General features: G+C 63.1%; 19 protein-coding genes. 8 read left to right on the top strand and 11 right to left on the bottom strand.

The features are described from left to right. Positions 1 to 41 precede the first annotated feature (41 nt). Entirely contained in the window at positions 42 to 2,513 is a 2,472-nt protein-coding gene (gene gyrB / locus AC1DX0_RS01795; RefSeq protein ID WP_477218532.1) for a DNA topoisomerase (ATP-hydrolyzing) subunit B, read from the top strand. Between the two features lie 96 nt (positions 2,514 to 2,609). Here the strand turns inward: gyrB and AC1DX0_RS01790 are convergent, their stop codons facing one another. Then, a complete protein-coding gene (locus tag AC1DX0_RS01790) occupies positions 2,610 to 3,533 on the bottom strand; it encodes an alpha/beta hydrolase family protein (RefSeq protein ID WP_477218533.1) in 924 nt (307 codons plus the stop codon). A gap of 582 nt (positions 3,534 to 4,115) precedes the next feature. Between AC1DX0_RS01790 and AC1DX0_RS01785 the strand changes: the two genes are divergently transcribed. After that, positions 4,116 to 5,033, top strand: coding sequence for a hypothetical protein (locus tag AC1DX0_RS01785; RefSeq protein WP_477218534.1), 918 nt, complete (start codon positions 4,116 to 4,118; stop codon positions 5,031 to 5,033). Between the two features lie 86 nt (positions 5,034 to 5,119). On the opposite strand, the gene AC1DX0_RS01780 is transcribed toward AC1DX0_RS01785, so the two are convergent. The 4 genes from AC1DX0_RS01780 to AC1DX0_RS01765 form a co-directional block, all read right to left on the bottom strand. Next, positions 5,120 to 6,526, bottom strand: a complete 1,407-nt coding sequence (locus tag AC1DX0_RS01780) for an NAD(P)(+) transhydrogenase (Re/Si-specific) subunit beta (RefSeq protein WP_477218535.1) — start codon at positions 6,524 to 6,526, stop codon at positions 5,120 to 5,122. A 6-nt stretch (positions 6,527 to 6,532) separates the two neighbouring features. Next, a complete protein-coding gene (locus AC1DX0_RS01775) occupies positions 6,533 to 6,958 on the bottom strand; it encodes a proton-translocating transhydrogenase family protein (RefSeq protein WP_477218536.1) in 426 nt (141 codons plus the stop codon). After that, positions 6,958 to 8,232 carry a Re/Si-specific NAD(P)(+) transhydrogenase subunit alpha gene (locus AC1DX0_RS01770; protein ID WP_477218537.1) on the bottom strand — a complete coding sequence of 425 codons (1,275 nt, stop codon included), beginning with the start codon at positions 8,230 to 8,232 and terminating at the stop codon, positions 6,958 to 6,960. The genes AC1DX0_RS01775 and AC1DX0_RS01770 overlap by 1 nt, the downstream gene beginning before the upstream one ends. 87 nt (positions 8,233 to 8,319) lie before the next feature. Beyond that, positions 8,320 to 8,544: an aa3-type cytochrome c oxidase subunit IV gene (locus AC1DX0_RS01765; RefSeq protein ID WP_477218538.1), complete on the bottom strand. Its 225-nt coding sequence runs from the start codon at positions 8,542 to 8,544 to the stop codon at positions 8,320 to 8,322. 256 nt (positions 8,545 to 8,800) lie between these two features. Here AC1DX0_RS01765 and AC1DX0_RS01760 point away from each other — a divergent pair, with 256 nt between their 5' ends. Next, complete coding sequence (locus tag AC1DX0_RS01760; protein WP_477218539.1) at positions 8,801 to 9,616, top strand: alpha/beta fold hydrolase; 816 nt, start codon at positions 8,801 to 8,803, stop codon at positions 9,614 to 9,616. Positions 9,617 to 9,633: 17 nt separating this feature from the next. Here AC1DX0_RS01760 and AC1DX0_RS01755 read toward each other — a convergent pair whose 3' ends face one another. The 6 genes from AC1DX0_RS01755 to AC1DX0_RS01730 form a co-directional block, all read right to left on the bottom strand. Next, entirely contained in the window at positions 9,634 to 9,783 is a 150-nt protein-coding gene (locus tag AC1DX0_RS01755) for a DUF3096 domain-containing protein (protein ID WP_080680904.1), read from the bottom strand. A 106-nt stretch (positions 9,784 to 9,889) separates the two neighbouring features. Next, positions 9,890 to 10,657 carry an N-acyl amino acid synthase FeeM domain-containing protein gene (locus AC1DX0_RS01750; protein WP_477218540.1) on the bottom strand — a complete coding sequence of 256 codons (768 nt, stop codon included), beginning with the start codon at positions 10,655 to 10,657 and terminating at the stop codon, positions 9,890 to 9,892. Between the two features lie 262 nt (positions 10,658 to 10,919). Further along, the gene (locus AC1DX0_RS01745; protein WP_477218541.1) at positions 10,920 to 13,244 is read right to left on the bottom strand and encodes a putative bifunctional diguanylate cyclase/phosphodiesterase; all 2,325 of its coding nucleotides are present in this window, start codon (positions 13,242 to 13,244) and stop codon (positions 10,920 to 10,922) included. A gap of 136 nt (positions 13,245 to 13,380) precedes the next feature. Beyond that, positions 13,381 to 16,860 (bottom strand): indolepyruvate ferredoxin oxidoreductase family protein, encoded by a 3,480-nt coding sequence (locus AC1DX0_RS01740; protein ID WP_477218542.1) that lies wholly within the window; start codon positions 16,858 to 16,860, stop codon positions 13,381 to 13,383. Between the two features lie 209 nt (positions 16,861 to 17,069). After that, positions 17,070 to 17,609 (bottom strand): hypothetical protein, encoded by a 540-nt coding sequence (locus AC1DX0_RS01735; RefSeq protein WP_477218543.1) that lies wholly within the window; start codon positions 17,607 to 17,609, stop codon positions 17,070 to 17,072. Then, positions 17,602 to 18,213, bottom strand: a complete 612-nt coding sequence (locus AC1DX0_RS01730; RefSeq protein WP_477218544.1) for a CGNR zinc finger domain-containing protein — start codon at positions 18,211 to 18,213, stop codon at positions 17,602 to 17,604. The genes AC1DX0_RS01735 and AC1DX0_RS01730 overlap by 8 nt, the downstream gene beginning before the upstream one ends. A gap of 151 nt (positions 18,214 to 18,364) precedes the next feature. Between AC1DX0_RS01730 and AC1DX0_RS01725 the strand changes: the two genes are divergently transcribed. The 5 genes from AC1DX0_RS01725 to AC1DX0_RS01705 all read left to right on the top strand — a co-directional run bounded on the left by AC1DX0_RS01725 (position 18,365) and on the right by AC1DX0_RS01705 (position 23,594). Then, entirely contained in the window at positions 18,365 to 19,270 is a 906-nt protein-coding gene (locus AC1DX0_RS01725; protein ID WP_477218545.1) for a branched-chain amino acid ABC transporter permease, read from the top strand. 182 nt (positions 19,271 to 19,452) lie between these two features. Then, positions 19,453 to 20,037 carry a TRAP transporter small permease subunit gene (locus AC1DX0_RS01720; RefSeq protein ID WP_477218546.1) on the top strand — a complete coding sequence of 195 codons (585 nt, stop codon included), beginning with the start codon at positions 19,453 to 19,455 and terminating at the stop codon, positions 20,035 to 20,037. Continuing rightward, a complete protein-coding gene (locus tag AC1DX0_RS01715) occupies positions 20,037 to 21,821 on the top strand; it encodes a TRAP transporter large permease (RefSeq protein ID WP_477218547.1) in 1,785 nt (594 codons plus the stop codon). Before AC1DX0_RS01720 ends, AC1DX0_RS01715 begins: the two co-directional genes overlap by 1 nt. Positions 21,822 to 21,834: 13 nt before the next feature. Further along, on the top strand, positions 21,835 to 22,863 hold the full coding sequence (locus AC1DX0_RS01710) for a zinc-dependent alcohol dehydrogenase family protein (protein ID WP_477218548.1): 1,029 nt from the start codon (positions 21,835 to 21,837) through the stop codon (positions 22,861 to 22,863). Positions 22,864 to 23,219: 356 nt separating this feature from the next. Continuing rightward, a complete protein-coding gene (locus AC1DX0_RS01705) occupies positions 23,220 to 23,594 on the top strand; it encodes a VOC family protein (RefSeq protein ID WP_477218549.1) in 375 nt (124 codons plus the stop codon). Positions 23,595 to 23,610 lie beyond the last annotated feature (16 nt).

Here is a 23,610-nt window from a genome sequence, read left to right as displayed (position 1 = left end):
TTTTTCGCGCTGTACAAGCGGCATCTAGACAATAGGTTTTCATGAGCGACCAGACCGAGAACACCAACGGCGCCGAAGCCGAATACGGCGCCGATTCCATCAAGGTTTTGAAGGGGTTGGACGCCGTCCGCAAACGCCCCGGCATGTATATCGGCGACACCGACGACGGTTCAGGCCTGCATCACATGGTCTATGAGGTGGTCGACAACGCCATCGATGAGGCCCTGGCCGGCCACGCCGACCTCGTCACCGTGACGCTCAACCCCGATGGTTCGGTGACGGTGATCGACAATGGCCGCGGCATTCCGACCGATATCCACACTGGCGAAGGCATTTCCGCGGCCGAAGTGATCATGACGCAGTTGCATGCCGGCGGCAAATTCGACCAGAACTCCTACAAGGTGTCGGGCGGCCTGCATGGCGTCGGCGTCTCGGTGGTCAACGCCCTTTCGGCGTGGCTGAAGCTGAAGATCCGCCGCAACGGCCAGATCTTCGAGATGAGCTTCACGCACGGCAATGCCGACGCACCGCTGAAGGCGACGGGCAGCTATGAGCAGAACAAGCAGCCAGGCACCTATGAGGGCCGCAGCGGCAGCCAGATCACCTTCTTTCCGTCGTCCGAGACCTTCACCATGGTCGAATTCGACTTCGGCACGCTGGAGCACCGGCTGCGCGAGCTCGCCTTCCTCAATTCCGGCGTCCGCATCATTCTGACCGACGCCCGCCACGCCGACATCGTGCGGCATGAGTTGCACTATGATGGCGGCCTGGAAGAGTTCGTCAAATATCTCGACCGGGTCAAGAAGCCGCTGATCGACAAGCCGATCGCCATCAAGGCCGAGCGAGACGGCATCACCGTCGAAGTGGCGATGTGGTGGAACGACAGCTACCACGAGAACGTGCTGGCCTTCACCAACAACATCCCGCAGCGCGATGGCGGCACCCACCTCGCCGGTTTCCGTGGCGCGCTGACGCGCCAGATCACCGGTTATGGTGAATCCTCGGGCCTGACCAAGAAGGAAAAGGTGGCGCTGATCGGCGACGATTGCCGCGAGGGGCTGACGGCGGTGCTGTCGGTCAAGGTTCCCGACCCGAAATTCTCCTCGCAGACCAAGGACAAGCTGGTCTCGTCCGAGGTGCGCCCCGTGGTCGAAGGTCTCGTCAACGAGGCGCTCGGCACCTGGCTCGAGGAACACCCGTCCGAAGGCAAGGTGGTCATCGACAAGGTCATCCAGGCGGCCGCCGCGCGCGAAGCGGCGCGCAAGGCGCGCGACATCACCCGCAAGAGCTCGCTCGGCGTCACTTCGCTGCCCGGGAAGCTGGCCGACTGCCAAGAACGCGACCCTGCGAAATCCGAAATCTTCATCGTCGAGGGTGACTCGGCCGGCGGCTCGGCCAAGGGCGGCCGTTCGCGCCAGAACCAGGCGATCCTGCCGCTGCGCGGCAAGATCCTCAATGTCGAACGTGCCCGCTTCGACCGCATGCTCGGCTCCGAGATGATCGGCACGCTGATCACCGCACTGGGCACCTCGATCGGCAAGGACGAATTCAACGCCGACAAGCTGCGCTACCACAAGATCATCCTGATGACCGACGCCGACGTCGACGGCGCCCATATCCGCACCTTGCTGCTCACCTTCTTCTTCCGGCAAATGCCGGAGCTGATCGAGCGCGGCCATCTCTACATCGCCCAGCCGCCGCTCTACAAAGTGACGCGCGGTAAGAGCTCGCAATACATCAAGGACGAGAGCGCGTTCGAGGAGTTCCTGATCGGCTCGGGGCTGGAAGAGGCGTCGCTTTCGCTCGGTTCGGGCGAGGTGCGGATCGGACAGGATCTGCGCGGTGCCGTCGAAGACGCGCTGGCTGTGCGCCAGCTCATCAACGGCCTGCACACGCGCTACAACAGAGGCGTGGTCGAGCAAGCGGCGATCGCCGGCGGGCTCAACCCCGACGTCTTCAACGATCTTGGCGGCGCCAACGCCATGGCGGAGCGGATTGCGCGACGCCTCGACATCATCGCCGAGGACACCGAGCGCGGCTGGACCGGCCACATGTCGACCTCGAATGACGGCAGCGGAGGCTATGTCTTCGAGCGCACCGTGCGCAGCGTCAAGGAATACGCCCATCTCGACATGGGGCTGATCAATTCGGCCGATGCGCGCCAGCTCGACCGCTATGCGCCGCGCCTGACAGAGGTCTATGGCGAACCGCCGGTGCTGCGCCGCAAGGATGTGGCCGAAACCGTCTCGGGGCCGCTGGCGCTGCTCAACGCCGTCTTTGCGACCGGCCGCAAGGGGCTGACCATGCAGCGCTACAAGGGTCTCGGCGAGATGAATGCCGAACAGCTGTGGGAAACCACGCTCGACCCGAATGTGCGTTCGCTGCTGCAGGTCAAGGTCAACGATGCGACCGATGCCGACAGCCTGTTCTCGCGGCTGATGGGCGACGAGGTCGAGCCACGGCGCGAATTCATCCAGGACAACGCATTGTCGGTCGCCAATCTGGATATCTGAGGCATGTCGCCCAAAACTGCGCAACGGTTTTGGGCGAACGAGATGCCTACAAGAGCTTAAAGCGCAGCGCCTGATTCCGTTTCGAAGCGACACGCTCTAAGGCTGTAGTGCTGCGCTGAAAAAGCTTGCCAGGGCGGCGTTCAGACGCTGATGGAACGCGGCCCGATCGAAGCCGGGTGCATCGATGCAAATCTCGGGGGCAGCACGGCGCATTTGCGCGCTGCATGGCGGCAAGAACGCATAGTGACCCGCCACGGGTTCGACACGGTACTCCGGTGGTCGAGGCAGCGCTGAACGGATTTGTTCTTCATACCAGGGGTCGGGCTGATGCTGGTCGTTGGCCGCGCGCCATAGCAGCACCGGGATCTGAACCGAAGCAAGGCCGGCGCGGTCAAAGGTGAAGCCGAACGCCGGCGCGGCGGCTGCGACGGCGCGGATTCGCCGATCAGGCTTCCACGCCCCGGACGGTGGTTGGACGGCTTCTGCAACGGAATGGACCCCGGCTTTCGCAAGCGCGGTGCAAAGATCGTGCTGGGGATTTGCCGCGCAGTATGAGTCGATCTTGCCGAGGTCGGGTATTCCGCCCGCTTCGACGAGCACGGTGAAGCCGCCATTCGAGAATCCGAAGGCGCCGATGCGCTGCGGATCGATGTCGGCATGTCCTTGCCAGTCCTTCAGCATGAAATCGATCAGCCGGCTTAGCTGGGCAGGCCGGCGCCACGGCATCAGCACCTTGCTCTGGTCGTCGTAGGTATCGCCGGCATGGCTGACCGCGGCGACGATGAACCCAGCACTCGCCAGTGCGATCGCCGTATCATAATGCCCGGCGTAGGATCCGCCGCCGCCATGCGAGATCACGACAAGCGGCAGCGCACTGCCTTTTACCGGGCCGGAAGGCGCGACGCGCTGGGTGAAGCTTTCCAGCGGCACATCGCGCGGCTCGGCCGAGGTCGGGTACCAGATACCGGCGGCCAGCGGCGGTTCGCTACCATTTGGAACGCGAACGGCTTCGAAGCCCACGGGGGAATGCGCGAGGTCTTCAGCAACTGGACTGACCGATGTCGCGCCAATCGCCGGACCGGCTGTAGCCGCCGGGGTCAAGGCTCCGGTGAACAGACCAGAGAGCAAGACCAGGCTGGCGAAAATTGCTGAGCGCGAGCCGCCGGTTGGGGCCGAAATCCGCTGGGCTTTTGCTTTTTGCTTCTCCTGGAATTTCCTTGGAGTCATTTGTCTTCCTACTCAGCCAGGGGCCTCGAAGAAAATCTGTCGGGCTGACGGGTCGGGTCCAGCCCGATTTGTGAACCACAAGGCAGAGACAGCCCCGGCTTTCCGCTTTTGCCCGACTCGACCCATGGGTCAAATCACAACAACATCATCGCTCGAGGCAGTGACGCGAAGCGGCGCTCCGAATTGTTCCATCGCCGGCAAACAAAATCATTTTGTAGCCTGCAGGAACAGAAGCCCCCTCGGGACATTGTGACCACATCGATCACAATTTCTCACAGGAGGCTTTTCATGGGACGTGGCATTTTGCTCTGGTTGCTCGGTATTCCGATACCGATCATCATCCTCATCATGCTTTTCGTACGGTAGGGGGCTTTGATGCAGCCCACCGTATCGGCTATCGACCTGTCCGCTTCAGAAGAATCATCCGCCACAGCCGTCAGTTGGGGGCCGATCATCGCCGGCGCCTTCGCGGCCTCGACGCTGACCTTCATCCTCATGCTGCTCGGCTCAGGGCTTGGGCTCAGCATGGTTTCGCCATGGTCAGGGTCCGGCGCGTCGATCACCACCTTCGCGGTGTCGACCGCCATCTGGCTGGTCATCGTGCAATGGCTGTCCTCCGGCGTCGGCGGTTACCTTGCCGGACGCCTGCGCACCAAATGGGTCGGGATCCACACTGACGAAGTGTATTTCCGCGACACCGCTCATGGCTTCCTTGCCTGGGCGTTGGCAACGCTGATTGTCGTCGGCGTCCTGGGTTCAGCGCTTTCCGCAGCACTTGGTACAGGCGTGCAGGCTGTCTCCACCGTAGCGTCGGGTGCCGCCATGGGTGCGTCGGCCGGAGCCTCGTCAAATGCCGGAGGCGTATCGGCCGATAATGCGACCTCCTATCTGGTGGATTCACTGTTCCGCCCTGCCGATCCGAGCAAGCTCGCGGCGGCTGGTCCGGACGGCAATGCCGCCGCGGTTGGTCAGGCTTCGCGTATCCTGATCGCCAGTGCGGCGTCGGGCGAGATTTCGGCCGACGACAAGACCTATCTGTCGCAACTGGTTGCCGCCCGTACCGGCCTTTCCGAGGCCGACGCCAAGGCGCGTGTCGATGCCCTGGTCGCCAAGGTCGAGGACGCCAAGGTCAAGGCCAAGCAGGCTGCCGATACCGCCCGGAAGGGCAGCGCGACCTTTGCCCTGCTCGGAGCCTTGTCGCTGGTCATCGGCGCCTTCATCGCCAGTGCCGCGGCCGCTCTCGGCGGCAGGCAGCGCGACGAAGAGGAAGCGGTTTTCCTGAGCACCCGCTGAACCGGCATCGCCCCAGAAATGAAAGAGCCCGGCTTCGAAGCCGGGCTCTTTCATTTGGATGGTGATACTTCCGCCCTTCGGCCGGATCAGTGATCCATGGCCTTGACGATTTCCTCGGTCATCTTCTTGGCGTCGCCGAGCAGCATCATGGTGCCGTCCTTGTAGAACAGCGTGTTGTCGATGCCGGCATAGCCGGAGCCGAGCGAGCGCTTGACGAACAGGCAGGTACGGGCCTTGTCGACGTCGAGGATCGGCATGCCGTAGATCGGCGAGGACTTGTCGTCACGGGCCGAAGGGTTGGTGACATCGTTGGCGCCGATGACATAGGCGACGTCGGCCTGCGCGAATTCGGAGTTGATGTCCTCGAGCTCGAACACTTCGTCATAGGGCACGTTGGCTTCGGCCAGCAGCACGTTCATGTGGCCAGGCATGCGGCCGGCGACAGGATGGATCGCGTACTTCACATCGACGCCATTGGCCTTGAGCTTGTCGGCCATTTCACGCAGCGCGTGCTGCGCCTGCGCAACCGCCATGCCGTAGCCGGGCACGATGATGACCTTCTGCGCGTTCATCATCAGATAGGCGGCGTCATCGGCCGAACCCTGCTTGACCGTGCGCTCGATGCCGTCATCGGCCGCAGCAGCGGTCTCTCCACCGAAGCCGCCGAGGATGACCGAGATGAAGCTTCGGTTCATGCCCTTGCACATGATGTAGGACAGGATCGCGCCGGACGAGCCGACCAGCGCGCCGGTGATGATCAGAGCCAGATTGCCAAGCGTGAAGCCGAGGGCAGCCGCTGCCCAACCGGAGTAGGAGTTGAGCATGGAGACGACGACCGGCATGTCGGCGCCGCCGATCGGGATGATCAGCAGGATGCCGAGCGCCAGCGAGGCGGCGACGATCAGCCAGAACACCAGCTTGGCCTCGGTGGTGACCAGCAGAACGATCAGCACGATGAGGGCTATACCAAGGGCTGCGTTGATGAAGTGGCGGCCGCCGATCATGATCGGCTTGCCCGACATGCGGCCGTCGAGCTTCAAGAAGGCGATGACCGAGCCGGTGAAGGTGATGGCGCCGATGGCAACGCCAAGGCTCATCTCGATCAGCGCCTGGGCATGGATGTCGCCCGCCGTGCCAATGCCGAAGCTTTCCGGCGCGTAGATGGCCGCTGCCGCCACCATGACGGCGGCAAGGCCGACGAGGCTGTGGAAGGCGGCGACCAGCTGCGGCATCGAGGTCATGGCGATGCGGCGCGCGGTGACGGCGCCGACGCTACCGCCAATGGCGAGGCCAAGCACGATCAGGCCGTAGCGGCCGGCCGACGGGACCGACGGGATCGCCAGCGCCAGCGTGGTGGCGATGGCGATGCCCATGCCGATCATGCCGTACATATTGCCCTGGCGGCTGGTCGTCGGATGCGACAGGCCGCGCAGCGCCATGATGAACAGGACGCCGGAAACCAGATAGAGGAAGGACGCGAAGTTGGCGTTCATGGCGCTCTACTTGTCCTTCTTCTTGTACATGGCCAGCATGCGCTGGGTGACCAGGAAGCCGCCGAAGATGTTGACGGAAACCAGCATCAGCGCGACGAAGCCGAAGCCTGCGGCGACACCGGAAGCGGCGATGCCGACAGCGAGCAGCGCACCGACGACGATGACCGAGGAGATGGCGTTGGTGACCGCCATCAGCGGCGTGTGCAGAGCCGGGGTCACCGACCAGACGACGTAGTAGCCGACGAAGATCGCCAGCACGAAGATGGCGAATTGGAAGATAAAGGGATCGATGGCGCCGCCGGAGAGTGCGTGCGCGGCACCACCCGCAGCATCGGCGCCGCCTGGGGCGTTGGCCAGGTTCTGCACCGCAAGCCTGACGGCAGCACTTGCCTGGTCGAGTTGGTCGAGGGCTTTCTGCAGGGTCTGATCCATCACGCTGTGCCTTTCGACTTGGACGCGGGCGACTTGGATGCGGCTGTTTTCTTGGTCGCAGCTTTCTTGGGTGCAGTAGAGGCATCGGCAACCATCGTCGTGGCCGGGATCGCAGCCGGTTCGACATGCGGCTGCTGGTCGGCCTTGGCGAAAGCGGGATGAACGACCTTGCCGCCATCGGTCAGCATCGTCGCCTTGACCAGATCGTCCTCGCGGTTGATGGCAAGCGTCTTGGTGGTCTTGTCGACCAGCGTCTCGAGGAAAGCGAACAGGTTCCTGGCATAGAGCAGCGAGGCGGATGCGGCGACACGGCCAGGCACGTTGAGGTGGCCGACGATCTTCACATTGTTGGCCGTGGTGACGACCTTGCCGGCTTCAGCGCCCTCGACATTGCCGCCACGCTCTACTGCCAGATCGATGAGCACCGAACCCGGCTTCATAGAGGCGACCATCGCCGCCGACACCAGCTTCGGCGCTGGCCGGCCGGGAATCAGCGCCGTGGTGATGACGATGTCCTGCTTGGCGATGTGCTCGGCGGTCAGTGCGGCCTGCTTTGCCTGGTATTCCTTCGACATTTCCTTGGCGTAGCCGCCGGCGGTTTCGGCGGCCTTGAACTCGTCGTCCTCGACGGCCAGGAACTTTGCGCCGAGCGAGGCGACCTGTTCCTTGGCGGCGGGGCGCACGTCGGTGGCTGTGACGACCGCGCCGAGCCGGCGTGCCGTGGCGATCGCCTGCAGGCCGGCGACGCCGACACCCATGATGAAAACCTTCGCCGCCGGCACCGTGCCCGCCGCCGTCATCATCATCGGCAGCGCGCGATCATATTCCGAAGCGCCGTCGATCACCGCCTGATAGCCGGCAAGGTTTGCCTGGCTGGACAGCACGTCCATCGATTGAGCGCGGGTGATGCGCGGCATGAATTCCATCGAGAACGCGGTGACCCCGGCCTTGGCCAGAGCCGCTACTGCGGCATCATTGCCGTAGGGATCCATGATGGCGATCACCGCCGCGCCGGATTTGTAGCTCTTCAGCTCGGCGTCCGTCGGCCGGCGGACCTTCAGCACGACATCGGCCTTGGCGACATCGGAAGCCTTGCCGATGGCAGCACCTGCCTTGGCAAACTCTTCGTCGGGAATGCGCGACCTTGTGCCGGCGCCGGTTTCGACAATCACGTCGAGGCCCAGCCCCGCCAGCCGCTTGACCGTATCGGGCGAGGCCGCGACGCGCGGCTCGTTCGCATCAAGCTCACGAGGGATGAAAACCGTCTGTCCCACCGCATGATCCTTTCGGCTGGAACCTGTTTGCGCAAAGTGTCGGCCGGAATATCCGGCGACGTCAATGGCAACAGGGTTTTGGAAGGTCTATCGCAGAATGAAGGCGCCGACGGCCAGTATCAGGACGAACAGGATAAGCGCCGAGAAGAAACCAGCCGCAAAGAAGCCAAACGCCATCGCGATGAGCAGCGCGCCGCAGAAAAGCGACCCGTATTTGGCCAGCGCGAGAAAGCCCGAATAGGTGCGGTCATGCTCCGCATAGTCCATCTTCGCGCCCAGTTCGACAGGACCGGTCGGCGAGTGATCAGCCATAGGAATACCCCTTCGAAGACATCTTTCAGGCACATACCGAAAAGCCGGGCCGAGAGCAATGGCGCTATTGCCGCATTGGGGCCGACAACTGCCTCAAGGGAAAATTGAAACTGCCGGTCGACCTCCAGCCTGTTGGCGGTGCGATCACAGGGGGTCCTGCGTGAGTTCCGTTGAAGCTGCTGTGAGAATTTGGCGGTTCTGGACGACATCGCGGGGGATTATCGTCGCCGGACGAACAGCCGGTTGGTGAAGCGCCATGATCATACCCACACAGACATTTGACTGGAACGGCACGACCATCGCATGGGGAACCGCCGGCTCAGGCCCGCCGATCGTGCTCGTGCACGGTACGCCGTTCTCCTCGCATGTCTGGCATCGCGTCGCACCGGAACTGGCGCGCGACCATATGCTGTATTTCTACGATCTTCCCGGGTATGGGCGATCCGGCAAACGGGAAGGCCAGGACGTTTCGCTGGGCATCCAGAACAAGGCGCTGACGGCGATGCTGGCCTTCTGGAAACTCGACCGACCCAAGATCATTGCCCATGATTTCGGCGGCGCCACGGCGTTGCGCGCGCATCTCATCGACGGCTGCGACTATGACAGGCTGCTGCTGATCGACCCTGTGGCGGTGCGGCCGTGGGGTTCGCCCTTTGTCCAGCATGTCCGTCAGCATGAGGCCGCCTTCGCCGGCATGCCGGACTACATACAGGTCGCAATCCTGAAAGCGTATGTCTCGGGCGCCGCGGCCCGATCTTTGTCGGACAGCGATCTGGAACCCTATATCACGCCATGGACTGGACCCGTTGGCCAGCCGGCTTTCTATCGGCAGATCGCCCAGATGGATCAACGTTTCACCGACGAGGTCGAACCGCTCTACGGCGAATTCCGCTGCCCAGTCGCGCTGCTGTGGGGGGAGGAAGATCGCTGGATACCGCCGCAAAGCGGCCAAAAGCTCGCGGCCATGCTGCCGAATTGCGGCCTGACGCTCGTTCCGGGCTCCGGCCATCTGATGCAGGAAGACGCGCCGGAGGCGATCGTCGCCGCGGCGCTGCGCTTCTTCGCCGGCTGACAGTTAATGCGCCGGCTTCAGCCGGCGAGATGCGGGAAAAGCCCGAGCAGACCAACGACGATCAGATAGAGCGCGACGATGTAGTTCAGCAGTCGTGGCATGACGAGGATCAGCACGCCGGCGATCAGCGAGATAAGCGGCGTCAGCGCGAGCTGGGAAATGTGCATGTCGGGGTCCTTTTGGCAGATCAGTTGGTATGAAGCGGCGACGCGCCGCAATCACCAGAACGCGGATCTGGCCGTAAGGCTCCGGGTGCTTTGCAAAAATCGAGCCTCAGGCAGCGGCGCGATAATATTTCGCTGTCGGCACGATGGACAAGGGTGTCAGTCGGTTGATGGCCGGATTGGCGAACATCAGCCGCTGTTCCGTCGGCGTCGACCTGAAGAATGGGAACCGTTCGAGTGTCTGGTGCATATTTTCGCCGGCAGGGATTTCGAACAGGGCGATCCGGGTAAGAACGCCCGGAAATTCCTTGGCCTCGGTCCGCTGTACGGCATTGAAATAACGTGAATAAAAATTGGAATGCTCGACCTTGACCGGCGTTAGCACCGAGTTCTGGCCAAAATAGAGCGAGGCCACCATGGCAAGCCTGAGTGTCAGGAACGGCAGCACTCCGGGTGCCGGCGCGCTGTCGGGATCGGTTGCAAACCGGGTTCCGTCGATAAAGGTTTCTCCGCGGGCAAGTCGCTCGAGCAATATTTCCGGATAGGCATCGACGGAGGGCGAATTCGGGTGCTCTCTGGAAATGTAGTGGAAGCGGATCGTGCTGACCAATTCGCCGTAGAAATAGACACCGAACCGGTAGGAATTGGGCAGATTGTCCCAGCGATCCTCGAACATCCCGCTGGCGATTGGGCCGCACATGCCTGAGCGCAGATAGGATTTGTAGCGAAGCCGGTAAATCGCCTCCAAATCCTCGCCTCCGGTGATAAGGCGATAATCGACATGCTCCAGCAATTGCATCATCGATCGGTTCAGCACCGAATCCCCGGCTGCCCTGACCACGCCAGACGCATCCCTTGCAGGCCTTGCAGCTTCCATTATCTGTCCTCGAAATTCCGCCTATCCATAGGCTATTCGAGTCAAAATGAGACACAAGCTGAAATTTAGATGTTGTTGATTTACCTTATGTTAACCTTAACGGCTGAACGATTATCTTAGAATACCCTAATGAACAAAGCGTCGGAGAAGGATGGGGGTAATGGCCTCCGGCACATGGCACCTCAATCGACAAAAAGGCGCGTGAGCTGGGCCAACGTGGGCTGAGGGTCATCTTGGAGCCCGCGCCTGGCAGTGCTTGAAATCACGGCACCAATTGGGCTGTCCGCTTGCCGGAGGGACGCAGGTCAGCGGCGAAGGGCCAGGTGACATTCGACATCGTTTCGATACCCGATGCACTGAGCGCGGCACCGAACAGGAAGCCTTGCACGAGATCGGGTTTGACCTGCAAGGCCAGGATCTTGAGCTGCTCAAAGGTCTCGACGCCTTCGACGGTCACTGACAGTCCCAGTGGCCGCGACAGGTTGACGATGCCCTTGAGCAGTTCCAACGAACGCGGGTTCTGGGTGACATCTATCAGGAACGAGCGGTCGATCTTGATCTTGTCGAGCGGCAGCTTGTGCAGGTAGCTCAGGCTCGAATAACCGGTGCCGAAATCGTCCAGCGCGATGCGAACGCCAATCTGCTTCAACTCCTCGATGTACTGCCGCGTCAGCGACTTATCGTCGAGCAACGCGGTTTCAGTGACCTCGATCTCCAGCCGAGCGGCGGCGAGACCGGAACTGGCCAGTGCATCGCGAACCTTCTGGATGACGTCGCGGTTGCGGAAATCCTTGGCTGAGAGGTTGACCGAGACACTGGTCTGATCCGGCCATTTGGCGCATTCGGTGCAGGCTGCCTGCAACACGAAGCTGCTGATCTCGGAAATGATGCCCATTTCCTCGGCGAGCGGAATGAAGATGCCGGGCGAAATCGGTCCGAGGTCGGGATGATCCCAACGGCACAGCGCCTCGCAGCTGGCGATGCGCATGGTGCTCATCGACACGATCGGCTGATAAACGACCCGCAGGCTCTTGCTTTCCACCGCGCTGCGCAGATCCGCCTTCATCAGCTGGCGGTTGCGGAACGCAGCGTCCATTGCCGCCTCGAACAGCCGCCAGCCGTTCTTGCCAAGCTCCTTGGCCTTGTAAAGCGCCAGATCCGCCTTGACGATCATGGCGTCGACATCGCTGTCCCCCACCCGTGCCAATACCGCGCCGCCGCTGGCCTGGATGCGCAGCCCGTGGCCGGCGACGTCCACCTCGCCCTGCAGTGCCGCAAAGATCCCGTCGATCTGCGTGGTCAGATGGCTCTCATCCTCGATGCGGTCGAAGAAGACCATGAATTCGTCGCCGCCGAAACGGCTGACGGTGATGCCTTGCCCGGCAACGGCGGCGAGCCGCTCGGCAACCGCGTAGATCAACCCGTCGCCGATCGGATGCCCGAGCGTGTCGTTGACACTCTTGAAATCATCGAGGTCGAGCACGGCCAGACCGCAGAGACGGTCGCGGTCTCCGGACGCCATCGCCTCGCCGATGAGTTCATGGAAATAGGCGCGATTGGGCAGGCCGGTGAGATTGTCGTAGCGCGCCATGAAGCGGATCTTGTCTTCCGCCTCGACACGCGCCGTCACGTCTTCGAAGGTGATGACGCCCAGTTCCTGGCTGCCTTCGCGGGCCGAGAATTCGTAGTGCTGGCCATTGGCGAGTGACACCAGAACCTTGCGGTCGCGACCCTCGCGCAGGGCACGCGTCAGCTGGGCCTCGATGTAGCGGCAATCCTTCGGTGCCAGCATGCCACCGGCGACACCGCGCATCAAAAGACCGTGAATAGACCGCCCGAGCAGGGCATCCCCGGACTTGAGCGACATCAGATGGGCGGCTTCGGCATTGGCGACCGCCACGCGGCCGTTGGGGCCGAGCATGACAAGGCCGTGCGACATGGTGTTGAGGGCGCGATCGAACCTGTGCGCCAGCTTCCTCGCTTCCTTGTGGCCGATGACCGCCGAGAAAAGCACGTTGCGGACGTGGTCGGCGCTGTTGATCGTGATGAACGTCAACGGGATGATCATCAAGCCCAGGACCACCGAAGGGACATCCATGCGCAGCAAGAGTGCAAGTGCCGCCGGACCAATGAAGGTCACGGAAAAAATCCGCACCATGATCGGAGACCCGTAGTTCCGGCCGACAACCGTCACCAAGGTTGCGATGGCCAGCGACGTCGCGGCCAGTTCGGCAAAGGGATCGGGATAGACATAGATCGATATGAAGCACAGCGCGCCCAACCCGAGGCCTTGCAGGCTGCCCTTGAGGATGTAGTTGCGCTCCCACCGTTGCGCCTCTTGAACATTGGCTATTACACCGCCCGCCTTTCGGAAGTCACGAATGCCGAAGTAGCGGAAAAGGCTGATGGACAGCAGAGTAAAAGAGAAAGCCAGGAACAATGGATTGTGCGTGCGGAAGTAGATCATGAATCCGAGGATCCAGTAGCAGACGCCGCCAATCACCAGCATGTGGGCGTTGTCGAACAACGACCGCACAAACTGGATGTAAACATCCGCCGGGATGTTTTCGGTCTTTGTTCTGCCCATGTCGTCGGCCCAACGCTAGGCCTCGTCATCCCACATCCGCCTTAAGAAAGGCTTAGAACAGTGGTTTCGGCTCGGTTGCCGAAGGCGCGCAAAGGCAGGATCGGCCGGGAAATCGAGCTTCAGGTAAACAAGGCCTTCACTCGGCGGCCTGAAGTGCGGGCCCTACCGGTGCGTTTGCGAGGCGCTGGAGCAACCGGGAGCGCTCGCCCGCGGCCTTTTCAGCACTGGCCTGCCGGACATGGCCATAACCACGGATGAGCGCGGGGACCGAGACGAGAGCGACCGCCGCATCAGCTCTATCAGGCGCCAGCGACTTGGCGACGAGCTCGAGATCCGCCTCATATTGTGCCAAAAGCTGCCGTTCCATGCGTCGTTCGGCGGCATAGCCGAACAGGTCGAAAACGGTGCCGCGCAGGCCCTTCAGTGCCGCCAGCAGGCGAAAACCCTTCATCATCCAGGGCCCGAAGCTCGATTTCCGAGGGCTTCCGTCATTTCCGCGACGTCCCATGATCGGCGGCGCGAGATGAAATTCGAGTTTCTCGTAGCTTTGGAACTGCTTGCCCAGCTCGGCGACGAAGGAGCCGTCGGTATAGAGCCGCGCCACCTCGTATTCGTCCTTGATCGCCATCAGCTTGAACAGGTTCCTGGCCGCCGCCTCGGTCACGGCGGTCGAGCCGGGCACGGCCTTGGCTTCGGCAGTGCGCAGCAGCGCCAGCCTGTCGGCATAGCGCTTGCCGTAGGCGGCGTTCTGATAGGCGGTCAGGAAGGCGACACGGCGGGCAATGATCTCGTCCAGCGTCTGCGCGACCGGGGCGGTTTGTCCCGCCTTGCCCGGCTGGGCGACGAGGCCGCGCACGAAATCCGGTTCGTGCGCCGCACGGCGGCCCCAACGGAAGGCGGCGATGTTCATCGCCACCGCTTCGCCGTTCAATTCGATAGCCTTTTCAACGGCTTCTGCCGACAGCGGCAACCCGCCATGCTGGAAGGCAAAGCCGAGCATGAACATATTGGCGCCGAGCGAATTGCCGAACAGTGATGTAGCGGTGCGGGTGGCGTCGAAGAAATGCGCCTTGTCGTCGCCGGCGGCGGTGCGGATCGCCTTCTTCAGGCGTTCGATCGGCAAGGAGAAATCCGCCGACCGGGCAAACTCCCCAGGCATGATCTCGGCGGTGTTGGCGAGGAAGATGGTGTGGCCCTCGCGCACTGCCGTCAGCACCTTCTTGGCACCCGACACGACGAGGTCGCAGCCAAGCACGAGATCGGCCTTCCCCGCCGAAACGCGGATGGCGTGGATATCGTCCGGCGTGCGGGCAATGCGGACATGGGTGAACACCGAGCCGCCCTTCTGGGCGAGGCCGGCCATGTCGATCATGCCGCAGCCCTTGTCCTCGAGATGGGCCGCCATGCCAAGCACGGCACCGACGGTGACGACGCCGGTGCCGCCGACGCCGTCGATGATCGCCGCCCAGCCCTGCTCGCCGAGCGGGAATTCGGCAGGCGTCGGCACGCCATCGAGCGGATCGGTCTTGCCGGCCAGGCCTTCAGCCTTGCGGATCTTGGCGCCGTGCACGGTGACGAAGGACGGGCAGAAGCCGTTGACGCAGGAGAAATCCTTGTTGCAGCTCGACTGATCGATCTTGCGCTTGCGGCCGAATTCGGTCTCGACCGGCTGGATGGAGACGCAGTTCGACTGCACGCCGCAATCGCCGCAGCCTTCGCAGACCAGTTCGTTGATGAAGACGCGCTTGTCGGGATCAGGAAAAGTGCCGCGCTTGCGGCGCCGGCGCTTTTCGGCGGCACAGGTCTGGTCGTAGAGCAGGATCGAGACGCCCTTGACGTCGCGCAGCTCGCGCTGGACGAGATCGAGGTCATCGCGGTGGTGGATGGTGGCGCCGGACGGGAATTCGGCCTTCCCAGCATATTTGTCCGGTTCGTCGGTGACGATGGCGATGCGGTCGACGCCCTCGGCCCGCACCTGCCTGGCGATCATGTCCACCGTCAGGCCGCCCTCATGCGGCTGGCCGCCGGTCATCGCCACGGCGTCGTTGTAAAGGATCTTGTAGGTGATGTTGGCATCGCTCGACAGGGCGAAGCGGATCGCCAGCGTGCCGGAATGGTTGTAGGTGCCGTCACCGAGATTCTGGAAGATGTGACCGCGCTTCGAGAACGGCGCCTGGCCGACCCATTGCGCGCCTTCGCCGCCCATGGCGGTGAAGCCCAGCGTGTTGCGGTCCATCCAAAGCGCCATGAAATGGCAGCCGATGCCAGCGGCGGCGATCGAGCCATCCGGCACCTTGGTCGAGGAATTGTGCGGGCAACCCGAACAGAAGAAGGGCGTGCGCGAACCGATGTCGGTGGCATCCGCCAGCATCGCCTGAAACTGGCGCAGCTTGCCCACCCGCGCCGAGATATCCTCCGACGGGCCGATGGTTTTGACGATCCTTTCGCCAAGGGCAATGGCGATCTCGTTGGGGTCGAGCGCGCCCTTGGCCGGGAATAGCCAGTCGCCGCGCTCGTCCTTCTTGCCGACGATGACCGGCTGCATGGCGGTGCCGTAGAGGCTTTCGCGCAGCTGCACCTCGATCAGCGAGCGCTTCTCCTCGACGACGACGATGGTGTCGAGGCCGCGGGCAAAGTCGGCGATGTGATGCAGGTCGAGCGGCCACGGGCAACCGACCTTGAACAGCCGCACGCCGATGCGGTTGGCTGCCGCCTCGTCGATACCGATATCCTCCAGCGCCTGGCGTACATCGAGGTAGCTCTTGCCCAGCGTAATGATGCCGAGCTTCGGGTTGCGACCGCCGGAATAGACGATGTGGTTCAGCCCGTTGGCATGGATGAAGGCAGAGGCTGCGGCACGCTTGTACTCGTGCAGCCGCTCCTCCTGGCCGAGCATGTCGATCTCGTGGCGGATGTTGAGGCCGCCCGGCGGCATGTCGAATTCCGGCACGACAATGTTGAGCCGTTCGAGCGCGGCATCGACCGAGGCCGTCGATTCGATGTTGTCCTTGACGCATTTGATCGCCGCCCAGGTGCCGGCGAAACGCGACATGGCAAAGCCGTACAGGCCGTAGTCGATGATCTCCTGGACACCGGCCGGGTTGAGGATCGGCACCATGGTGTCGACGAACAGGAATTCGGTGGCATGCGCATTGGTCGAGGATTCGGCCATATGGTCGTCGCCCATGAGCGCAAGGACGCCGCCATGCTTCGACGAGCCGGCGAGATTGGCGTGGCGGAACACGTCGCCTGAACGATCGACGCCCGGTCCCTTGCCGTACCAGACCGAAAAGACACCGTCATGGGTACCCTCGCCCAGCAATTCCGTCTGCTGCGATCCCCAGCAGGCGGTGGCGGCAAGCTCCTCGTTGAGGCCCGGCTGGAAGACGATGTCGGCCCCGGCAAGCTGCTTCTTCGCCTTCCACAGCTGCATGTCGAGGCCGCCGAGCGGCGAGCCGCGATAGCCGGAGACGAAGCCGGCCGTGTTCAGACCAGCACGGCGGTCGCGCTCGCGCTGCATCAGGAGCATGCGGATGACCGCCTGCGCGCCGGACAGGAAGATGCGCTCCTTTCCGAGGTCGAACTTGTCGTCGAGCGCGACATCATGCAGCGTCATCAGGCATTTCCTCTGCGGAGGCCGCGCGGGGGCAGGCAGCCAACGTCGGAGTCGGATGACGCATCCTTTCTCCCCTTGCAAGGCAGGTCAAACAAAATCGCAGGTGCCAGGCAACGCGAAACGAACAGTCCGCCGCCATCCCGAACCGGTACGAAACCGACCTGCGGACGTTGCCCGACGCACGAAAATTTCAGCCGTTGCCGCTGCGCCTAGATGGCTTTCGAGCAATCCGGCTTCGGCTCACCCGGCAGCTTGCCGTCGGGATGGCCGACCAGGTCGGGATTGGCCGTGTAGAGCTGGTCGATGACCAGCGGCCGGTCGGGCAGCACCGACTGATCCTCCGTCGACATCAATGTGGTGTCGATCTTCTGCAGGACCGAACCGTCGGAGCCCTTGATGCTGATGGCGATGGCATAAGGCTTGTTCTTGACGACGCAGGTCAGCGCCGGGCTTTCCAGGGTCACCTTGTCGAGCTTCGGCCAGACCTTCTGCTCGACCACCAGCGGCGCGCCGCCGGCGGGATCCTGGAAGCTGGCGACCGCGACCTGGCCCTCCCCCATCGGCTGCAGGGGCCGCAATGTCACGACATAGGTTGCCCTGGCGAGACGGTAGTTGAAGATGAATATCTTGCCGGAGATTTCGAACAGCTTGCCTTCGCTTTCCTTGCCGGTGTCGCGGCAGGCGCCGAGCGCAGCAGCAGCAATCAATGCGGCGCCGACAACGATCGAACGGGAAAACCTTTTAAGCATCTTTGACCTCATTGGCCGCCAGGCGGCGGCGGCGATAGTGACGACTTGCCTTCTGACGGTTGCCGCACACCGCCATGTCGCACCAAAGGCGGCTGGAATTGCGGCTCCTGTCGACGAACAGCCAGGTGCAGTTGGGACAGATCCTGAGCCTCGCGACGGTGTCGTCGCGCAACAGTGAAAGGGCTGATACCGCCAGCGCCGCCTCGAAGGCGATCGGCGCCGAGGGATCGCCGAACGGCCTTCCCGGCGCGCGGATCTCGGTCCGGCTGCCGGCCAGGCCCTCGGCACAGGCGCGCAGGAACTCGGGCAGGTCAGCGGTGGCGACCGCGCCTTTCGACACCGCGCCGCGAAACAGCCAGTCGGTCGTCTCGCGGATCGACAGCACGACGGGCGCGATTGCCGTGGGCGAGGATACCGTAAGCCGCCTGTCGCCAAGCTCGGCGGCGCGAAAGCCGGTGGCCGCATCGGCGAAGCGGGCAATCTCGGCCGGATCGTCGAAGCGGTCGAATGTTTTCTCCGGATCGCCGCGCAGCACGACGGTGTTGGCCGTGTCGAGCGCAAGCATACCGCCGGTGAAGCGGTGTGGGGTCCAGGATACCGTCATGTCAGAAATCTAACCGATAAATCGCATTTGACAAGTTAGATTCTGGAATGCAAACCTTCACAATCGGCGCGGTCACCGCAGCCTTGTCTTGCGCATGTCGTTGTCCCAAAGCCGCCGCGCTGTTTTGATCGACCTGCTCCTGGGGTTTTGCATGCTCTACTTTTTCCAGCAGGTGCTGAACGGGCTGCATTCGGGCGCGCTTTATGCGCTGCTCGCCTTCGGCTACGTGCTGACCAACGGCATCCTGCACCGCACCAACCTCGCCTATGGCGCGCTGTTCGCCTTCTGCGGCCAGGTCATGATCCTGAGCGTCGCCTTCGGCTACCAAGTGCTGTGGCTGACGCTGTTGGCGTCGGTGCTGTTCGGCGTCGTCGCGGCATTGCTCTATGCCGCGCTGATCAGCCATGTCCTGTCGCGCAGCGTCTTCGAACCGTTGGCCGACCGCACGCCTAATGCCATCGTGGTGACGACGCTGGGCATCCTGATCGTCCTGTCGGAATCAAGCCGCATCGCGGCCGATACCCATGATCTGTGGCTGCCGCCAATGCTTGCCCAGCCCATCGTCTTCGCTGAAGGCGCCGGCTTCAAAGCGACGCTGACACTGATCCAGGTGCTCGACTGCGTGGTGGTGCTGGCGGCAGTCGCACTCGCCACCCGGGGGTTTGCCCGCTCGAACTTCGGCCGATCCTGGCGCGCTGTCTCCGACGACCCACGCGCCGCGGCCCTGTGCGGCGTCGATGTGCGCCGCGTGTTCCGGCATGCCGTGCTGCTCGGTGGCTTCTGCGCCGCCCTGGCCGGCGTCATGGCAAGCCTTTACTATGGCAATGTCAGCTTTGGTTCCGGCCTCGTCTACGGTCTGAAGATCCTGTTCGTGACGGCGGTCGGCGGCTATCTCTCGCCGCCACGGGCAGCCCTGGGTGCCGCCGCCTTCGGCATGGCCGAATCACTGTGGGCCGGCTATTTCCCGGTCGAATGGCGCGACGCCTGGATGTATCTGTTGCTGGTGGCCATGCTGATCTTGATCGGCGCCGGCCGCGACACCAGCAAGATCGTCTGAGTCATCAGACTTTGGTTGCATGACGCGAGGGCAGACCGCCCTTGTCCGGCCCGACTCTTCATCCGATCCCGTTTTGCTGCCTCCATCGATGTTGACCCGTCCAGCCACGCGCGGCATACCGTTGGGCCACGCGGCGTGACGACGGGGGGTGCCGGCACGCTTGCTATACAAGGGAGGACTGCATGGAAGGGCCGCTCGCTCTATCGCGGGGTATCGACCGCCTCAACGAATTCATTGGCAAATCGGTGTCCTGGCTGATCCTGCTGGCGATCCTGGTGAGCGCCGGCAACGCCGTCATCCGCAAGATCTTCGACATCTCGTCGAATGCGTGGCTGGAGCTGCAATGGTATCTGTTCGGCGCCGCCTTCATGCTGGCCGCCGCCTATACGCTGAAGCAGAACGAGCATATCCGCATCGACATCGTCTACGGTATGTTTTCACGCCGCGTGCAGCACTGGATCGACCTTCTCGGCCATATCCTCTTCCTGATGCCGTTCGTGACGCTGATGGTCATCTATTTCGTCCCCTATGTGTCGCTGTCGATTCGCAGCGGCGAGATGTCCAACAATTCCGGCGGGCTGATCGTCTGGCCGGCCAAGGCCATCCTGCTGGTTGGCTTTTTCCTGCTGGCGCTGCAGGGCATTTCCGAAATCATCAAGAAGATCGCCATCATGCGCGGCGACATGGACGACCCCAACCCCTTCATCTCCGTGCACGAACAGGCCGAGCTCGAAGCCAAGGCGCTCGCCGACGAGGTGCGCTCGTGATGGAATTCATCGCCCAGAACATGGCGCCGATCATGTTCGCCTCGCTGATCCTGTTCATGCTGATCGGCTATCCCGTCGCCTTCTCGCTGGCCGCGAACGGATTGATGTTCTTCTTTATCGGCGTGCTTTTGACGCCCTATTCGGGCGGCGCGATCAACCTCGCCTGGCCGCTGCTCTACGCGCTTCCGGACAATTTCTACGGCAGCCGGGTGATGTCAAACGACACGCTGCTGGCCATCCCATTCTTCACCTTCATGGGCATCGTGCTCGAACGATCGGGCATGGCCGAGGACCTGCTCGACACGATCGGCCAGCTGTTCGGGCCTATCCGTGGCGGCCTCGCCTATGCGGTTATCTTCGTCGGCGCATTGTTGGCCGCGACCACAGGTGTGGTGGCGGCGTCCGTGATCGCCATGGGGCTGATCTCACTGCCGATCATGCTGCGCTACGGCTATGACCGCCGGCTGGCATCCGGCGTCATCGCCGCCTCCGGTACGCTTGCCCAGATCATCCCACCCTCGCTGGTGCTGATCGTGCTCGCCGACCAGCTCGGCCGCTCGGTCGGCGACATGTATGCCGGCGCGTTGATCCCGGGCCTGGTCCTGACCGGTCTCTATGCGCTTTACATTCTCATCGTCTCGATCTTCCGGCCGAAAATGGTGCCGGCGCTGCCGCTCGAAGCGCGCACGCTCGGCCATGGCGTGATTTCGCTGCTGGTGGCGCTGGCGGTGTCGATGGCCATCTCCTATGGCGCGTACCGCTACCTGGCACCGGCGCATGGCGACAATGCCGACATTCTTGGCGCCTGCGTCGGCGTGATCCTGATCTACGTCGTCGCCATTGCCGACAGAAGGCTGAACATCAACATGATGTCACGGCTGGCGCAGCAGGTCGTCATCGTGCTGATCCCGCCGCTGGCGCTGATCTTCCTGGTGCTGGGCACCATCTTCCTCGGCATCGCCACGCCAACGGAAGGCGGCGCCATGGGCGCGGTCGGCGCACTGGCAATGGCCGCGGCAAAGGGCCGGCTGTCGCTGGACGTGATCAAACAGGCGCTGGCCTCGACGACGCGGCTGTCGTCCTTCGTGCTGTTCATCCTGATCGGCGCGCGCGTGTTCTCGCTCACCTTCTACGGCGTCAACGGCCAGATCTGGGTCGAGCATTTGCTGACCTCGCTGCCTGGCGGCGAAGTCGGCTTCCTGATCGGCGTCAACATCCTCGTCTTCTTCCTGGCCTTCTTCCTCGATTTCTTCGAACTGGCCTTCATCATCGTGCCGCTGCTGGCGCCGGCAGCCGACAAGCTCGGCATCGATTTGATCTGGTTCGGCGTGCTGCTCGGCGTCAACATGCAGACCAGCTTCATGCACCCGCCCTTCGGCTTCGCCCTGTTCTACCTGCGTTCGGTGGCCGCCCGCGTGCCCTATCTCGACCGCCTGACCGGCAAGCAGATCGCGCCGGTGACGACCGGGCAGATCTATTGGGGCGCGGTGCCCTTCGTCCTGATCCAGGTGGTGATGATCGGACTGACCATCGCCTTCCCGCAAATGGTGATGCGCTACAAGGGCACCGCGATCGATCCGGGCACGATCGACTACAAGGTGCCGGAAGTGCCTGGCCTGTCGCCGCTCGGCACGCCACCGGCTGGTGGCACGGCTCCTGCCAATGGCGCACCGGCCGCGCCCGGCACGCCGGACCTGTCGCAACCGCCGAGTTTCGGCGATGCGCCGCCAGCCAAGCCGGCGACACCGACGCCAGACCTCTCGCAGCCGCCGAGCTTCAACTGATGGGGACCACGCCATGAAAGCAGTGCGGCTGGAGGCGGTGGGCAGCATTGCGCTGCGCGAGGTCGACAAACCTGTCCCCGGCCCGGACGATATTCTGGTCCGTGTCGAGGCCTGCGGCGTCTGCGGCACCGACCGCCACCTTTTCCATGGCGAGTTCCCGTGCAGGCCACCAGTGACGCCCGGGCATGAGTTTTCGGGCATCATCGAGGCGATCGGCAACGCCGTCTCCGGCTTTGCCGTCGGCGAGCGTGTCACCGGCGATCCCAACATCGCCTGCGGGCGCTGCCCGCATTGCCATGCCGGCCGGGTCAATCTCTGCCGCAATCTCAATGCAATCGGCATCCATCGCGACGGCGGCTTTGCCGACTATGTCGTACTGCCGCAGAAACAGGCTTTCATCCTGCCCGCCGATCTGCCGCCGACGCATGGCGCATTCTGCGAGCCGCTTGGCTGCTGCCTGCATGGCGTGGATCTGGCCGAGATCAGACCTGGCAGTTCGGTGGTCGTGCTGGGCGGCGGCGTGATCGGCCTGCTTACCGTACAGCTGGCGCGGCTGGCCGGCGCCACGACCATCATCCTGTCGACCAGACAGGCTTCGCGGCGCGCGCTTGCGGAGGAGCTTGGCGCGACAGCGACGGTCGACCCCACCGCCGGCGATGTCATCGATGCCGTCGCCGGACCAGCTGGCTTGATGCCGGGCGGCGCCGACGTGGTGTTCGAATGCGCCGGCGTGCGCGAGACCGTCGAGCAGTCGATGCGGCTGGCAAGGGCCGGCGGCACGGTCGTCATCGTCGGCGTGACGCCACAAGGCGTGAAGGCGGAATTCGAGCCCTTCGACCTGCTGTTCAGGGAATTGAAGGTGGTTGGCTCTTTCCTCAATCCCTACACGCATCGCCGCGCCGCCGAGCTTATCGCGTCGGGCACGATCGAGATCGACCGGCTGATCTCCAGGCAGGTGCCGCTCGAAGATGCGGCTGATGTGATCGCCAATCCGCCGGCGCCCGGCGAGGTCAAGGTGCTGGTGATGCCAGGCCGGGCTTGAGTCAAAGCCAGCCGCGCTGGGGACCGCTTGCCGTCACGCCGCCTATCGGCTATTCAGCCGGCGCCGAAAAAGACATGGCCGGTTCGGTAGTCCGGTCTCTTCCATTCCTATCTTTTCGAGCATGATCTCTGGACAAACGGAAGCCGTTTGCCCGTGAAAACCGGGCGCCACTTCTGGGGATCATGCTTGGCGGAGGCCTGTTCGCCGCATGAACGTGCGGGAGAACCCGCGGCCGGCAAGCGAGGCGAAAGCCCGCGGGCCGGTTGGGTCATGTCCGGATTTCCTGATGCCAGTCCCGCCGGTTCTCGGTCTGCAGCTAAGCCTGTCCGCGTTTCAACCGTGACAGGACCAAGACCATGAAACTGAACCACCTCAACCTCATCACATCAGAAGTCGCGGCTCTTGCCGGCTTCTTCACCAGCCATTTCGGCTTCGAACTCGTCGCCATGCGCGGCAGGCAAGCCTTCGCGATCCTGCGCGGAGCCGATGGATTTGCCCTCAACCTGATGATGCCAGGCAAGGGAGAACCCGCCGCTTACCCGGACGGCTTTCACGTCGGCTTCTTCTTCGACAAACCAGAGCTTGTGCACGCCAAGCAGGCCGAACTGACTGAGGCAGGCGTCGCGCCGGGCAAGGTCGAGGAGCTGACACGCGGCGGCTTCAACTCAACGACCTTCTATTGCATTGCGCCTGGCGGAATTCTGGTCGAGGTCGGCTCCTCGCCGACCTGAAAACGAGAGACCCCGG

Source organism: Mesorhizobium sp. P3_A9 (genome assembly GCF_056402975.1).
The sequence above is the reverse complement of the archived record's forward strand: the minus strand, read 5'-3'. Positions and strand labels throughout refer to the sequence as shown.